Raw genomic sequence first — 13,428 nt, forward strand, 5'->3', positions numbered from 1 at the left:
GGGGAGGGGCTTGCGGTCTCGCGTCACTATCTGAAAAATCACGCCACGCTGGACTCGCGCGTCCGGCGAAACTAAATCAAGGCCGCTGTCGAGAGACAGCGGCCTTTTTCTTTTCCATGCGTCGTGAATGGTTGGGTCAATGCTTTGCGCGCCGAAACCTCCGGGAAACCGGCACGACGCACCCTTATCCACCGAAGGAAATCCATGCTGCCGGACTGGAACTACGTGCGCCAGGTGCAGGGCGAGCGGGTGTTGCTGGCGAATGCTTACCTGGACATGGCGAACCGCAGCCGCGCGGCGCGGGACTATGCCCAGGCGCAGCAGCTCTACCAGAAGGTGGTGGGCATCCTGCCCCACGACAAGGTGGTATGGACGTGCCTCGGCGAGTGCTGGACTAACCTCGCGAAGTACCCGCGTGCCCATGCCTGCTACAAGCAGGCGCTGGCCTGCGACCCCGCGTTCGTGCCGGCGCTGCTGGGGCTGGCGGACTGCACGACACTGGCGAAGCGGCCGCGGCAGGCGCTCAAGCTCCTGAAGCGCGCGGAAGCGCTGCTGGACGACGATGCCACGATGCAGTGCCAGCTGCAGGTGGCACGAGGCAACGCCCATTTCGCGATGCGGGAACATGCCAAGGCGGAGCGCGCTTACCGGCACGCCATGAAGCTCAGGCCGGACTACTACCCGCCCTACGGCAACCTGGGGAACATCCTTGGCGCGCGCGGCGAGTTCGAGGAGGCTCGGCAGCTCTATGCCAAGGCCTACACCATGGGAAAAGACCCGGTGATGGGCATGAACCTCGGCATCCTGGCGCTGCTCCTGGGTGACTACGAGGAGGGCTGGAAGTGGTATGGGACGCGGATCGAGGACCCGCGGCATTTGGAGTTCCAGCGGTTCGCCAGTAGGGCGCTCTGGCGCGGTGAGACGGTCGACACTCTCTATGTATGTGGGGAGCAGGGGTTGGGGGACCTGGCGCACTTCATGCGCTACTTGCCGCTGGCACGGCAGCGGGCCCGGCGCGTGGTGCTGGAAGTGACGCCGGGCTGGGAGAAGTTCGCGGAACTCTTCGGCTGCGCGGATGAGGTGGTGGCGCGGCGGGACGGTATGCCACCCACGGCGGAGTTCGATGCCTGGGTGCCGCTACTCAGCCTGCCGCCGGTGCTGGACCTGCCACAGCCCTGCCAGGCACCGAAGCCTCCTTACCTGAAGGTGGAGGGACGTGCGCCGCGGGAGCGGCCGGCGATCGCGCTGTTCTGGCGAGGGAATCCCCAGCATCCCTGTGATCGCGACCGCTCGATCCCGCTGGAGGCGCTGGCGCCGCTGGTGCACTCACAGCCCAAGGCCCATTGGTTCACGTTGCACCCGGAGGAAGAGGCAGCGGAGGACCTCCGGCGCACGGGGCTGCCCATCCAGCGCTTCCCGGGATCCCTCACAGAGGCGACACGTCGGCTCGCGGAAGCAGACCTGGTGATCGGCGTGGATACGGCGCCGTTGCACATCGCCGGCGCGCTTGGGGTACCGGCCTGGTTCCTGCTGGCGCCCAACCCGGACTGGCGCTGGGGGCTCGAGGGCGAGCGTACTCCTTGGTATCCCCAGGCGCGGCTGTTCCGCAGCCGGATACCGCGCGAGTGGACTGGCGCGGTGGCACAGGTGAAAGAAGCACTGGGCAGGCTTTAGCCGGACTGGCGGCGGGACGCGGGCTCGTCTATAAAAGGCATAGCCATCCACCGGGGTCCCGCCATGAGAACGCATATCCTCGCCAAAAGCACGCTCGCCTGCGCCATCACCCTGGCGCTCTCCCTGCCCTTGGCAGCGCAGGCCGATACCAAGGTCGAGCGCTTCATCCATTTCGGCGGCGTGTTCGGCGTCGCGGCCAACGACACCACCACGGTCTCCTACGTGCAGGGCCTGAAGCGCCGCGAGGAGTCCAACACCAAGTTCACCGGTTCGGTGCTGGGCGCGCTGCAGCGCTTCAAGAACGGCAGCAAGGGCTCCGACAGCGTGACCATCTCGCGGGTGGATCAGAACAAGGTCTACAGCCTGGACCCCAAGGAGAAGACCTACTCCGTGCACGACATGTACCGGCCGGAGGAGCAGAACAAGGACGAGAAGGGTGCCGAGAAGGATGAAGACACCAAGATCGTGAAGAACGAGTTCGAGGTGAAGGACACGGGCAAGACCCAGAAGATCAACGGCTTCGATACCCACGGATACCTCATCACCTGGAACCTTGAGACGGAGAACGTCAAGAGCCACGGGCGCAGCAAGAGCCTCATGACCACGGAGCTCTGGAACGCCAGCGGCGACAAGCTGGACAAGGCGCGCAAGGAGGACCTGGCCTATACCCAGGCCTACATGAAACTCATGCACCTGCCGACGAACCCCGACGAGTTCAAGGAGTACGGCTTCGAGACCGTGACCCTGAGCGGTGCGGACGCCAAGCCCTTCTTCGACAAGCTCAAGACCATCAAGGGTTATCCCATCAGCATGGACGTGAAGTGGGAGGCCTCCAGCAACGGTAAGGATGAAGAAGGCAAGGACCAGGACGCGGTCAAGACCCTGAGCGGCTTCCTGGGTTCGAGCGATGACGCCAAGAAGGATGAGAACGCCGACGGCATGACCACGGTGTTCACCTGCCACACTGAGGTGAAGTCGGTGGATACGGAGAGCCTCCCGGCGGACCTGTTCGAGGTGCCGGAGAGCTACAAGGAAGATTGAAAGGCTAAGGCTGCTTCAACAAAGACTTAGCTGGCCGGTCGGGCAGGCGCCGCGGATCCGGCTTGTCGTGGCCGGGATGCTCGTGCCAGCGCGGATGGAATGCGCGGGGCATGAAGGCCGAGACGGCGTAGACAGCGGGGACAGGTTCCGGGACCGGCCGTGATTGCGCCTCGGCGAGGGCGGCGAGCGCCGCCTGGAGTTGGGCCTGCTGTTCGGCGAGCTTCGCGGCCTGTTCCTGCATGGCCTGGACCTCAGCGTTCTTTTGCAGTGCCGCGACGCTGGCGAGCAGAGCGGCCTGGTCCTGAGCGAGCTTCACCGGGTCTTGGGGCGGCAGGGCGGGCAGGTCGAGGAGTTCGGCCTCCGCCGCCTCGGCCGGCGGCTTGTCGCTGTAATGGACGACACCCGACACATCCGTCCATTTAAAAACTTGTGCATTGTCCGCCAGGGCCAGAGCAGGCAAGATGGCGGCGAGGGAAAGCAGGCTTGGGGCAAGGGCCTTCATGGATCGGCTCCGGCTGGATACCTAGGGACATCATACGTCTGATGCCACGTCGCCGTTGACGGCGTTACGTTGTGAAACAGGCAGGGGAACATGTTGAACGCTTATGTGGCCATGGGCTTCACGTCCACGGCTCTCTTTACAGTCGGCTGGCTCACATATCGCCTGGCGCCGGAAGTGGGACGCAACCCATGGTTCGGCTTCGTGAGCGACTGGGCCATGGCGACGGAAGGCAACTGGATACGTGCCAACCGCCTGGCGGGCCAGGGCTTCATGATGGCGGGGGTGGCAGTGATACCGTGCGCGCTGTTGTTCCTGATGGTGATACCGGTGCCACTGGCGCCGCTGGCAGTGATCCTAGCCGCGTTCCTGAACGGTGCGGTCGGACTGCACTGGGTGGTGAAGCGCTGCCGCTGAGCTGACAGCGAAAAGAGCCGACGTCCACAACCGTTGTCCCGCCTCAGGTATTCACCTGCTTCGGCGGGGGAATATCCCGTAATCCCTGCATATCTGTCTTGAAAGAATTGACCCCGCCGCGTGCCTCCAATATATAACTGCTGATGGCGAGACTCCGCGCAGACGGAACGCCAGTCCGATCGACGACAACATATTTTTGACCGGGTGATGGAACACCAGAGGATGGACGATCCATCGCGTGATCGACGCTGCGGGCTCCCCTGAGCCCGCGCGTGCGCCGTGCCCGGAAATACCAGGAAGCCGATGACATGGATAAGTCACGCACGCCCAGGGGCCTGACCCTTTCGCTCACGTTCGCCCTGCTGGCAGGAAGCTTCGGGTTCGCGGTGCACACAGCATCTGCGGCCGGCACCGGGAAGTTGCCGGTGGAGCGCCTGGGCAAACGCCTGTTCCGGGAGACCCGGTTCGGGCATTTCTTCATGGCGCATTCCAACGGCGACGTGAACACGGTGTTGAGCAGCGGCGAGCCTCTGGTGGACGCGGAGGCGAACTACACCGGAGACCCGGCCACCTTGCCCGACCCGATGCAGGGCCAGGCGATCAACTGCATGCAGTGCCATCTCGGCCGGCAGGACGCGATGGTGGCGGGTGGCGGCAACCGCGCGTTCACGGACTTCGCGGTACATTCGCCCATCCCACCGCGCGCGGACGACCCCGGGCATAACTACAACACCGCTCGCAATGCGACGAGCATCGTGGGTGCCCGGGTGCACGGCGATGCCGATCACATGCTGCATTGGGACGGGCAGTTCGGTTCCATGACGGAGCTGGTGGCGGGAACCCTGTCAGGCCGGAACTTCGGCTGGCTGGCGACGGAGCAGGCCCAGGCCCTGCATCAAGTGGCGGAAGTCATCCGGGGCGACGATGGGCACAATAGCCTCGCCCGTACGTTCAGCGGCGGCTGGCGTTACCGGGCGCTGTTCCAGTGCAACCCACGGGTGCAGGCTGAGTACCGCCTGCCGGCACGGTTCTGCATGGATCTGAAGACAGCGACCGATGCGGAGATCGTGGGCGCCGTCGCGGGGGTGATGTCCGCCTATCTACAGAGAGTCGACTTCGCGCGAGACAGCATGGGGCGGCACACAGGTTCGCCCTATGACCAGTTCCTGATAGCCAATCGACTGCCGCGTTCGCCCAAAGCGGGCGAGACCCCCCTGGAGTATGGGGCACGCCTGCTGAGGCGAGTAGAGGCGCTGTCCAACCCGAAATTCGTCAACGACGGGCGCTTCAAGTACCACGGCCAGCGGCCGTTCGCCTTCGGCTCCCACGAACTGCACGGGCTCGTCATGTTCCTGCGCAGGCCGGCGGGCCCCGTGATCACGCCGGAGGAGGTCGCGCAGAGCGGCATCGGCAACTGCGTGGCCTGCCATGCCCCACCGGAGTTCACGGATTCCATGATGCACAATACGGGCGCGACGCAGTTCGAATATGACGACATACACGGGGAAGGAAGTTTCGCGAACCTGACGATACCGGACCTGGCGCAACGCGAGGCTGACCCGGACGCTTACCTGCCGGTGACCGCCGCGCATCCGAATGCCGCGGAGCCGTTCCGCAGGCCGGCGGACGCCTCTGCGCCCGGGCAGGCCGATCTCGGGGTATGGAACATCTTCGCGAACCCGGATTTCGCCAGCCGGCAGGCTTCCTTGCGTGAGTTCCTGTGTGCGATAGACACCAGGCGGTTCGAAGACTGCGGCAGCACCGACGCGGAGCTGCTGGACAGAGCGATCGGGGTGTTCAGGACGCACACGGTGCGGGACATGGGAGATTCAGGCCCGTACATGCACAGCGGACACTTCAAGACCCTGGATGACGTGGCGATGTTCTATCACCACGCGGGTGAGCACGCGCGCGACGGGCTGCTGCGCAACGCGGATCCCGAGATACAGAACATCGCGCTGGAGCACCCCGACCTGCCGGATCTGGAGGCGTTCATGGCCTCGCTGGACGAGGATTTCCAGGAGTGAGCTGACAACCGGGGGAGGGGGTTGTGGCCTCGCGTCAGATTTGAAAAAATCCCTTTACGCTGGATATGCATGTCCAGCACGGATACCAAGGCCGCTCAGGAGACTGAGCGGCCTTTTCTTTTCCCCATTAACAGGAGACCAGGCATGAAGATGGGCAAGAACGATCCCAGAAGCTCCATGGGCAAGTCCGTGAAGGGCAAGCTGCCGGTGAACGTGACGGGGCGCAACCCCATCAAGTCTGCGAGCCCGGCTGAGACAGCCTGCGTGGGCGAGTACTGCCCGCCGAAGGACCGCAACCTGAAGCAGGCTCCGGCAAAGGACCCGGTGAGCGATATCGAGCGCGATCGCGCGCTCGAAGACTGAATGCGCTTCGCTTGGCAGACCTACCGGCGCGTGCTGCAGGAAGGTTTCGATGCCTACAAGCTGGCGGGGCCGCTCGCGCAGTGTCCCTACGGCTCGGATGAGCGCAACGGCATCTGGGTGTTCGCCAAGCAGAAGGCCAAACAGGGCCTGAGCTTCACCCAGACCTGCCGGGCGTTCAGGCGGATGGAAGGCCTGAGCTGACAGGACTTCAGTCGACCTTCACCTCGGCGACGAAGGCGGAATCCCCGCTGAAGCCACCGATGTAGTAGTAGGTCCCGGGCGCGCCCTTGAAATAGCCGTAAGTGTCGTAGACGCTCTCATAGGCCAAGCCCTCGAAGGTCTTCCCGCACACCGGCAGCGGCCCGGAGCTGGTCAGCACCATCGAGAACAGGTCCTCGCCGGGCTTGAGCTGGTCAAGGCGGCCCGCGAGGCTGCAGCCGAACACGTCGTTGCCGCTGATGCGGCCACCGGCCTCCACCTGCAAAGTCACCGCGTATGGCGTAGGGGTGATGTAGTAGCCGCTCCACTGGCCGGCGACGAGGCCCGGCTCATCGCCGAAGGCTTCCAGCGGATGGAGTTCGAGCGGTCCTGAGCCCTCATCATTCTGAAGGCTTCCCGTGATGCCGCTATCCAGTACGGTGGCCTGGAGCCGGTAGGAGGCGCTGCTCCGTCCCGTGGTGAAGGCGTAACCGATGGGCGCGAAGGCCTGCACATCCCCCTGGATGTCGAAGCCGCCATCGAAACGAGGGAGGCGGTACATGATGCCGTGATTGTCGAAGAAGAAGGCGATGCCATCCTTGCGGATGAACGCGACGGCGGGAAGTGAAAAGGCCGCCCCGGGCGCGGCATAGGTGCCGCTCCAGCGTCCTTCCACCAAGACCTCCGTGCTATCGCTGTCCTGACCCTGGTTGCAGGCGGCGAGGAACGCCATGGATGCCGCAAACAGGACCCCTAGGAGAGCACGGGATTCCCTTCCCTGCATGTGCACTTCCCTTTGTGGCACATGACGATCCGAGCTCGAACGAAAGTATAGACCAGAACTTAGGGATTAAATTCCCAAAGTAAATGTACCCGTGTTCCATGTCTGAACGGTGATATGTCGGAAAGGTGAGAGATTCGTCACCCGATAAGGTGCCGGACCCAGGGAGAGTGAAGCGAGCATGCGCCGGAGCTAGCGCATGCAAAGAGCAGTAGCGTCAGAACCTCATTTCCGCGGCGAAGGCGCCCTGGGAACTGGAGACGCCGACATAGAGATAATGGCCGGCGGCGTTGCCGAACAGGTCACCGAGGTCTTCGTCGGTCACGAACCCGAGGCCCGTCATGTCGCCGGCACAGGCTCCGGAAGCACCGCTGCTCTTGACGGTGACTGCGACCAAGAAGGGCGCTGACTGGATCTTGGTGAGAGTGCCCACCAGGTTGCATCCGTTCGCGTCAGTGCCGGCGAATACGCCGCTGGACTGGACGGTGAGTGCCACTGCGGCGCTGCCGGACCCAAAATAGAAGCCCTGCATGTTGCCGGCGAGATCTGCAATACCCATCACCCCCGTGGATTGGGTGGCGAGCGGCGTGAGGGCGAAACTGCCGGTCTCACCGTTGCCGGAGAAGGTGCCGGTGATGGACGTATCCGAGGCAGTGCCGGTGAGACTGAAATCTTCCTTGCTGTGACCGTCCGGGAAGGGGGTGCCGAAGGCGGCATACGCGGTGAGCGTGCCGCTCAGAGTGGCGCTGCCAGTCAGCTTGGGCAACACGTAGATGTTCCCGAACTCGTCATAGAAGAAGGCGTAACCACCCTGAGCGATTGCAGCGATGATCGGGGTGGAACCGGATTGCCCATTGATGGTGTAGGACCCGAACCAGACTCCCTGCACCGCAGCGGTAGTGGGTGGCGGGTTGCCGCCGCCTCCGCCTCCGCCATAAGCACCGGAGGTGCCGCCACCACAGGCTACGAGCAGTGTGGCGAGAAAGGCGAGGCTCAGGCGGCGGATATATCGATACACGGTCACTCTCCACGGGGATCCGATCCCTTGTTTACTTTACCGCATCCACGCCTGTCATACGCATGCGCCTGCCATGGGTACTCGCGCATGGCTGCGAAATACGACATATCAACGGTGGCAGATGACGAAGAAGACAGGCAAGACCACGCGAGCGCGGGCCGAGACGCAGGGGATGCGGGAGATCGCCCAGCAGCACGCGGTACACGCCTTAAAGAAGCTGGTGACGCTCATAGACAGCAAAAACGAACGGGTAGCGCTCTCGGCAGCACAGACGGTGCTGGACCGGGCCCACGGCAAGGTGGCCCAGGCCATGAACCTTAAAGGTCCCGAGGGCGGGCTGACGGTGAAGATCATGCGCTTCAGAGAGGAAGACGGACATGCAGAGTGAGCAAGAGATCGAGGCCTGTGGCTGGTGCAAGGGCGACGGCAAGGACCATGCGACGCTCGGGATGGCGCGGGTGCGGGACTGTCCCCGCTGCGCCGGCAGCGGGAGGGTGTACGTGACGAGCCGTGAGTCCACCACGGGCCGGCGGCGGGTATACAAAGGCCCCGTACCGAAGCCAGCCGTGCTCGCCGCGAGACAGCAACAGGAGCTCACCGAGGCGCTGCAGAAGCCCAAGAACCGCAGCCGGAGGAAGGATGGCCGAAGTCACGCTGCCTAACGGCTGGCGGCCACGCGCGCACCAGCGGCGGCTGTGGGATTACCTGGAAGGCGGCGGCAAGCGCGCGGTGGCGGTGTGGCACCGGCGCGCGGGCAAGGATTCCACCGCCATCAATTGGACGGCGGTGGCGGCGCATCAGCGCGTCGGCACTTACTGGCACATGCTGCCGACGGCTACCCAGGGGCGGATGGTGGTGTGGGAGGGGCGCGACGGCGAAGGCCGGCGCCTCATAGACCAGGCGTTTCCACCCGGCCTCAGGCTGAGCGAACGCAACGACCGCATGACGATGGAGTTGAAGTGTGGATCAGTATGGCAAGTGGTGGGATCGGACAATTACGACCGACTGGTGGGAGCCAACCCCGTCGGGGTGGTGTTTAGCGAGTGGAGTCTCACCGATCCGCGTGCTTGGGACTATGTGCGACCGATTCTCGCTCAGAACGGCGGATGGGCGGTTTTTGTCTATACCCCGCGCGGGAAGAACCACGGGTCCGAGCTCTATGACATCGCCCGTCATCATGGAGACTGGTTCGCTGAGAAGCTAGGCGTCGAGGATACCGGCATCCTGAAGCCGGAAGTGGTGGCGGCGGAACGGGCCAGCGGCATGAGCGAGGCGCTGGTGCAGCAGGAGTACTACTGCTCCTTCGAGGCGGCGAGCGAGGGCAGCTACTACGGCAAGCTGATGGAACAGGCCGAACAGGCGGGAAGGGTGACGCGGGTGCCGTGGCAGCCGGAACTCGCGGTGGACACCTGGTGGGACCTCGGTATCGGCGACAGCACGGCGGTCTGGTTCAGCCAGCGGACGGGACTCGAGCACCACTTCATCGATTACTACGAGTGCAGCGGCGAAGGCCTCGCGCATTACGCCAAGGTGCTGCAGGAGAAGGGCTACGTGTACGGCTCGCACTGGGCGCCCCATGACATCGAGGCCCGGGAGCTGGGTACCGGCAAGTCGCGCCTCGAGGTGGCGAAGGGGCTGGGACTGCATTTCAAGGTGGCGCCGCGGCTGTCGGTGGAGGACGGCATCGAGGCGGTGCGCAACCTCCTGCCGCGGGCCTGGTTCGACGCAGAGCGCTGCTGCCAGGGGCTGCGCGCGCTCAAGAGCTATCACCGGGACTTCAACGAGCGGCGGCAGGCTTACCTCCCGCATCCGGTGCATGACTGGGCGTCGCACGGAGCGGACGCATTCCGCACCGGCGCGGTGACAGTAAAGAAGGCAGCTCCTGTCACCTCTGTGCCTCGACGATCGAGGCACAGAGGCTCATTCATGGGGCGGTGACGATTTGACCCCGGACGGCCTTATGTCGCCTGCGTTCCGGCAATTGGCTCAATTGTGATTCACGGCACTTTAGGCGCGGCCTCAAAAGGCGATAAGGAAGCTAACCATCAGAGACAAGGAAGGCGACACCATGGCCCAGGTGATCAAACTCGTGCCGGCAGGGACATTGCCGGCGAAAGATGTCCTGGCGGACGCGGAATCCGTCGGCCTCACCGACGCGGTGGTGCTCGGCTGGGACAAGGCCGGGAACATGTATTTCAAGAGCTCTTATGCGGATGGCCCGAACGTGCTGTGGCTCCTGGAGCAGGCGCGGGACGCGGTGCTGGAAGCGGGGCGAGAGTAAGTTAGCCGATTACGTGTGAAGCAAGAACCCACGCCGGAGCCGGGTACAAGCGGCTCCGGCGTGGGCCATCAACGATCCATCACTCAGCGACAGTCGCGCCCGAACCACCCATCTCCTTGGGCAGGTCCTTCATCTTGGGCAGGCCGTCATGCATGTGCAGCCGGGTCTCCTGGTAGTTCACGTGGACGCCGGCCTGGTATGGAAAGCCCGGGATGACCGCCGCGTAGACGTCCACCAGGTTCCAGTGCGGATGATCCGTGAAGAGGTGGCCGCCACAGGTCTTGCACCACTTGCGGGCGCTACGGGGAGTCTTGTTGAACGTGCCGATGTTGTCGGCACCGCGGGTGATCTTCAGCGCTTCGGGGTTCCAGAGCGTGAAGGCATTGACCGGGCCCGCCGACCAATGACGGCATGATTCGCAATGGCAATATCCCGCGCCGGCGGGCTCGCCGGCGACGGTGAACTGCACCGCGCCACAAAAACAGCTGCCTGCATAGCTCTTTGCTTCGCTCATGGTCTCGATCCCTCTGTGGTGATGGACATTCAGGTGAAAGTGCCTGCCGGTGACGGCTGCACACCGATTAAGGAGGCCGCAGACCCCTCCGCGGCAGACGGTATTGTCGCCACACGCATGCCGGGACTTAGAAAAAGTCGTCCTCGCTGACCAAAACCGGGGCAAGTGGGATCAAGAGCCAGTCGGCTTGACTGGTGGAGCCGGCAAACCCCGCATGGCATGGGCCTCTGTGACCCATAACAGAGGCCAAGGAGAGCTTATTCCCGGGCGGCGCATGCCGCCCAAACCTGCAGATACACAACGTCGGGGGATGAGATGGATGTAGAAGAAGCACAACGGCTGCTGGCCAGGTCCGTAGCCAAGCGCCGGCAGTGGCGGCAGGACGCGCGCGAGGACTTCGCATTCGTGGCGGGCCACCAGTGGAGCGAGGAGGACGCCTCGCAGATGGACCAGGCGCTGAGGCCCCGCACCACCTTCAACAACATCGCGCCGGTGGCGGATGCCATCGCAGGGCACGAGGTGGCGAACCGGCAGGAGGTGACCTACCTACCGCGCCAGGCGGGTAGCGCCGGAGTGAACGAAGTGCTGACGGCGGCGGCGGAGTGGGTGCGTGAGGAGTGCGACGCGGAGCACGAGGAATCCGATGCCTTCTACGACGCGACGGTGTGCGGCGAGGGCTGGACCCAGACGGAACTGGAATACGACGTGGACCTGGATGGCCGCATCGACATCTCGCGGGTGGACCCGCTGGAGATGGACTTGGATCCGGCGAGCACGCGCAAGAACCACGCGGATGCCAAATGGGTCTGCCGCTCCAAGGTGTATGACCGCCGGGAGGCGCAGGAGCTGTGGCCTGAAGGCGAATTCACGCCTGCCAACGCGATGCGCGAGGCGGACAGCCCGGTGGACGTGATCGCCGCAGCATTCTACCGGGCCGACTCAGGCAGCGGCGGGCGGGGCGGCGGTGGCGACAAGGTGATCGTGCACGATTTCCAATGGTGGGAGCACGAACCCGTATACCGCATACCGGTCCAGCAGCTCGGCCCGGAGCGTGCGTTCCTGATGGTGAACACGCCGGATGAGGATGGCAGCTTCCTGCTCCCCGCCCACAAGCTTCAGCCCGACGCCCAGGGCCTGATCACACTGGATTCCGATGAGTACGGGAAGGTCGAAGCTCTACTCGAGGGCGTGCAGGTGCTTAAGCAGAAGCGCCGCCGCTATCAGCGCATGTACTTCAGCGGCGACGAGCTGCTGGAGAAGAAGGAGACGCCGACCGGCGGCAGCTTCACCTATAAGGCCATGACGGCGAAGCGGGACCGCAAGCAGAAATGCTGGTATGGCATCGTGCGAGCCATGAAGGACCCGCAGCGCTGGGCCAACAAGTTCATGTCATCGATGCTGGAGATCATCGCCACCTCCGGCAAGGGAGGCATCCTCTATGAGCCGGATGCCTTCCTGAACACCCGCGAAGCGGAGGAGGACTGGGCCGATCCCTCGCGCAACGTGGCCATGACCGAGGGGGCGATCTCCGCCAACAAGATCATGCCGCGGCCGGTGAACAACATGCCACCGCAGATGATGGCGCTGATGCAGTACTGCGAACAGTCGCTGAAAGCGGTGGCAGGGGTGAACCCGGAGGTGATGGGCCTCTCCCAGGCGCTGGATCCCTCCGGCGTGATGGAAGAAGGACGCCGGCAGAGCGGGCTCAACATGCTGGCTTATCTCTTCGACGGCCTGCGCCGTTACCGCAAGGAACAGGGGAGGCTGCTGCTAACGATGATCCGCCGCTTCATCCCCGAAGGGCGGCTGGTGCGGGTAGTGGGCCAGGACGGCATCCAGTACGTGCCGCTGGTCTATGACGACACGGCGGTGGAATACGACGTGATCGTGGACGAGGCGCCCACGGCACCGAACGTGAAACAACGCACCTGGGAAGCCTTCACGCTGCTGGCGGGGCAGGTGCCGCAGCTCGTGACGCCGCAGGCCGTGCTGATCGCACTGGATTATTCCCCCTTCCCGCAGGCGATGGTGCAGAAGCTCAAGGCGGCCGCGGCCGGCGCACTGGCGCCACCTCCGGCGCCGCCACCGCCGGATCCGGTACTACAGGCGCAAGCCGCGGAACTGATGGCCTCGGCGCAACTCAAGGGCGCGCAAGCCCAGCACATCCAGCGGCAGGATGCGCTGCAGGTGCCGGTGGAGACGCTGAAGGCCAGGAGCGCAGAAGCGCGAGCCCAGGCGGACACGCTAGGCGCCGTGGCGGGGATGCACAAGGCGGCGGCTGAGATCGTCCGCGCGCAGTCTCAAAGCCGGGAGTAGACGGCCCGGAAGGTGCGGTCACCGGGGTTATAGGCGGCGCGCGGCTTGCGAAAGCGGGTGGACAGGACCCTGAGATCCCCGACCTTCGTGAGGTCGAACAGCTTCCAGCCGCTGTGTTCGCCCGAGAGACTGCCGCCCGATACCTGGTAGGCGCTCAGTAGCTCATGGCCGTGACTGTCATGGCCGTAGATATGAGGCTCGACGATGCGGGCAGTGCCGCCGTAATCGAGCTTCAGGAGGTGGTGTGCCTCTATGGCATCACAGATGGCTTGCTGCATGGCCCGGACCCGACCTGTCGC

Annotated in this window: 16 protein-coding genes; 11 read left to right on the forward strand and 5 right to left on the reverse strand. The window is 64.3% G+C overall.

Annotated elements, in window-relative coordinates:
• The first annotated feature begins 204 nt into the window (after positions 1–204).
• Positions 205–1,674: a tetratricopeptide repeat protein gene (locus VF651_08270; protein HEX7965696.1), complete on the forward strand. Its 1,470-nt coding sequence runs from the start codon at positions 205–207 to the stop codon at positions 1,672–1,674.
• A 63-nt stretch (positions 1,675–1,737) separates the two neighbouring features.
• Entirely contained in the window at positions 1,738–2,715 is a 978-nt protein-coding gene (locus tag VF651_08275; protein HEX7965697.1) for a DUF4412 domain-containing protein, read from the forward strand.
• A gap of 4 nt (positions 2,716–2,719) precedes the next feature.
• Here VF651_08275 and VF651_08280 read toward each other — a convergent pair whose 3' ends face one another.
• Positions 2,720–3,217 carry a DUF4124 domain-containing protein gene (locus VF651_08280; GenBank protein ID HEX7965698.1) on the reverse strand — a complete coding sequence of 166 codons (498 nt, stop codon included), beginning with the start codon at positions 3,215–3,217 and terminating at the stop codon, positions 2,720–2,722.
• A 90-nt stretch (positions 3,218–3,307) separates the two neighbouring features.
• On the opposite strand from VF651_08280, the gene VF651_08285 reads away from it, so the two are divergent.
• The 4 genes from VF651_08285 (at position 3,308) to VF651_08300 (ending at position 6,222) form a co-directional block, all read left to right on the forward strand.
• Positions 3,308–3,631, forward strand: coding sequence for an SdpI family protein (locus VF651_08285; protein HEX7965699.1), 324 nt, complete (start codon positions 3,308–3,310; stop codon positions 3,629–3,631).
• 308 nt (positions 3,632–3,939) lie between these two features.
• Positions 3,940–5,658, forward strand: a complete 1,719-nt coding sequence (locus VF651_08290; protein HEX7965700.1) for a hypothetical protein — start codon at positions 3,940–3,942, stop codon at positions 5,656–5,658.
• 144 nt (positions 5,659–5,802) lie between these two features.
• Positions 5,803–6,021 (forward strand): hypothetical protein, encoded by a 219-nt coding sequence (locus VF651_08295; GenBank protein HEX7965701.1) that lies wholly within the window; start codon positions 5,803–5,805, stop codon positions 6,019–6,021.
• On the forward strand, positions 6,022–6,222 hold the full coding sequence (locus VF651_08300; protein ID HEX7965702.1) for a hypothetical protein: 201 nt from the start codon (positions 6,022–6,024) through the stop codon (positions 6,220–6,222).
• A gap of 7 nt (positions 6,223–6,229) precedes the next feature.
• Here the strand turns inward: VF651_08300 and VF651_08305 are convergent, their stop codons facing one another.
• A complete protein-coding gene (locus VF651_08305; protein HEX7965703.1) occupies positions 6,230–6,952 on the reverse strand; it encodes a hypothetical protein in 723 nt (240 codons plus the stop codon).
• Positions 6,953–7,217: 265 nt separating this feature from the next.
• Positions 7,218–8,018 (reverse strand): hypothetical protein, encoded by an 801-nt coding sequence (locus VF651_08310; GenBank protein HEX7965704.1) that lies wholly within the window; start codon positions 8,016–8,018, stop codon positions 7,218–7,220.
• A gap of 121 nt (positions 8,019–8,139) precedes the next feature.
• Here VF651_08310 and VF651_08315 point away from each other — a divergent pair, with 121 nt between their 5' ends.
• The 4 genes from VF651_08315 to VF651_08330 all read left to right on the forward strand — a co-directional run bounded on the left by VF651_08315 (position 8,140) and on the right by VF651_08330 (position 10,299).
• Complete coding sequence (locus VF651_08315; protein HEX7965705.1) at positions 8,140–8,406, forward strand: hypothetical protein; 267 nt, start codon at positions 8,140–8,142, stop codon at positions 8,404–8,406.
• Complete coding sequence (locus VF651_08320) at positions 8,396–8,680, forward strand: hypothetical protein (protein HEX7965706.1); 285 nt, start codon at positions 8,396–8,398, stop codon at positions 8,678–8,680. Before VF651_08315 ends, VF651_08320 begins: the two co-directional genes overlap by 11 nt.
• Positions 8,658–9,956 (forward strand): hypothetical protein, encoded by a 1,299-nt coding sequence (locus VF651_08325; GenBank protein HEX7965707.1) that lies wholly within the window; start codon positions 8,658–8,660, stop codon positions 9,954–9,956. The genes VF651_08320 and VF651_08325 overlap by 23 nt, the downstream gene beginning before the upstream one ends.
• 130 nt (positions 9,957–10,086) lie before the next feature.
• Positions 10,087–10,299 carry a hypothetical protein gene (locus tag VF651_08330; GenBank protein HEX7965708.1) on the forward strand — a complete coding sequence of 71 codons (213 nt, stop codon included), beginning with the start codon at positions 10,087–10,089 and terminating at the stop codon, positions 10,297–10,299.
• A gap of 79 nt (positions 10,300–10,378) precedes the next feature.
• Here VF651_08330 and VF651_08335 read toward each other — a convergent pair whose 3' ends face one another.
• The gene (locus VF651_08335; GenBank protein HEX7965709.1) at positions 10,379–10,813 is read right to left on the reverse strand and encodes a GFA family protein; all 435 of its coding nucleotides are present in this window, start codon (positions 10,811–10,813) and stop codon (positions 10,379–10,381) included.
• A gap of 315 nt (positions 10,814–11,128) precedes the next feature.
• Here VF651_08335 and VF651_08340 point away from each other — a divergent pair, with 315 nt between their 5' ends.
• Positions 11,129–13,129 (forward strand): hypothetical protein, encoded by a 2,001-nt coding sequence (locus VF651_08340; GenBank protein ID HEX7965710.1) that lies wholly within the window; start codon positions 11,129–11,131, stop codon positions 13,127–13,129.
• Here the strand turns inward: VF651_08340 and VF651_08345 are convergent.
• Positions 13,114–13,407, reverse strand: coding sequence for a hypothetical protein (locus VF651_08345; GenBank protein HEX7965711.1), 294 nt, complete (start codon positions 13,405–13,407; stop codon positions 13,114–13,116). The two genes, VF651_08340 and VF651_08345, sit on opposite strands and share 16 nt — an antisense overlap.
• Positions 13,408–13,428 lie beyond the last annotated feature (21 nt).

The sequence above is a fragment of the Gammaproteobacteria bacterium genome (assembly GCA_036383255.1).
Lineage (GTDB): Bacteria > Pseudomonadota > Gammaproteobacteria > Natronospirales > REEB76 > DASUBN01.

Excerpts from the sequence above, each read along its gene's own strand:
- VF651_08305 (HEX7965703.1), bottom strand. The coding sequence starts at position 6,952 with ATGGCGTTCCTCGCCGCCTGCAACCAGGGTCAGGACAGCGATAGCACG.
- VF651_08285 (HEX7965699.1), top strand. The coding sequence starts at position 3,308 with ATGTTGAACGCTTATGTGGCCATGGGCTTCACGTCCACGGCTCTCTTT.
- VF651_08335 (HEX7965709.1), bottom strand. The coding sequence starts at position 10,813 with ATGAGCGAAGCAAAGAGCTATGCAGGCAGCTGTTTTTGTGGCGCGGTG.
- VF651_08315 (HEX7965705.1), top strand. The coding sequence starts at position 8,140 with ATGACGAAGAAGACAGGCAAGACCACGCGAGCGCGGGCCGAGACGCAG.
- VF651_08295 (HEX7965701.1), top strand. The coding sequence starts at position 5,803 with ATGAAGATGGGCAAGAACGATCCCAGAAGCTCCATGGGCAAGTCCGTG.
- VF651_08270 (HEX7965696.1), top strand. The coding sequence starts at position 205 with ATGCTGCCGGACTGGAACTACGTGCGCCAGGTGCAGGGCGAGCGGGTG.
- VF651_08290 (HEX7965700.1), top strand. The coding sequence starts at position 3,940 with ATGGATAAGTCACGCACGCCCAGGGGCCTGACCCTTTCGCTCACGTTC.
- VF651_08325 (HEX7965707.1), top strand. The coding sequence starts at position 8,658 with ATGGCCGAAGTCACGCTGCCTAACGGCTGGCGGCCACGCGCGCACCAG.
- VF651_08330 (HEX7965708.1), top strand. The coding sequence starts at position 10,087 with ATGGCCCAGGTGATCAAACTCGTGCCGGCAGGGACATTGCCGGCGAAA.
- VF651_08275 (HEX7965697.1), top strand. The coding sequence starts at position 1,738 with ATGAGAACGCATATCCTCGCCAAAAGCACGCTCGCCTGCGCCATCACC.
- VF651_08300 (HEX7965702.1), top strand. The coding sequence starts at position 6,022 with ATGCGCTTCGCTTGGCAGACCTACCGGCGCGTGCTGCAGGAAGGTTTC.
- VF651_08320 (HEX7965706.1), top strand. The coding sequence starts at position 8,396 with ATGCAGAGTGAGCAAGAGATCGAGGCCTGTGGCTGGTGCAAGGGCGAC.
- VF651_08345 (HEX7965711.1), bottom strand. The coding sequence starts at position 13,407 with ATGCAGCAAGCCATCTGTGATGCCATAGAGGCACACCACCTCCTGAAG.
- VF651_08280 (HEX7965698.1), bottom strand. The coding sequence starts at position 3,217 with ATGAAGGCCCTTGCCCCAAGCCTGCTTTCCCTCGCCGCCATCTTGCCT.
- VF651_08340 (HEX7965710.1), top strand. The coding sequence starts at position 11,129 with ATGGATGTAGAAGAAGCACAACGGCTGCTGGCCAGGTCCGTAGCCAAG.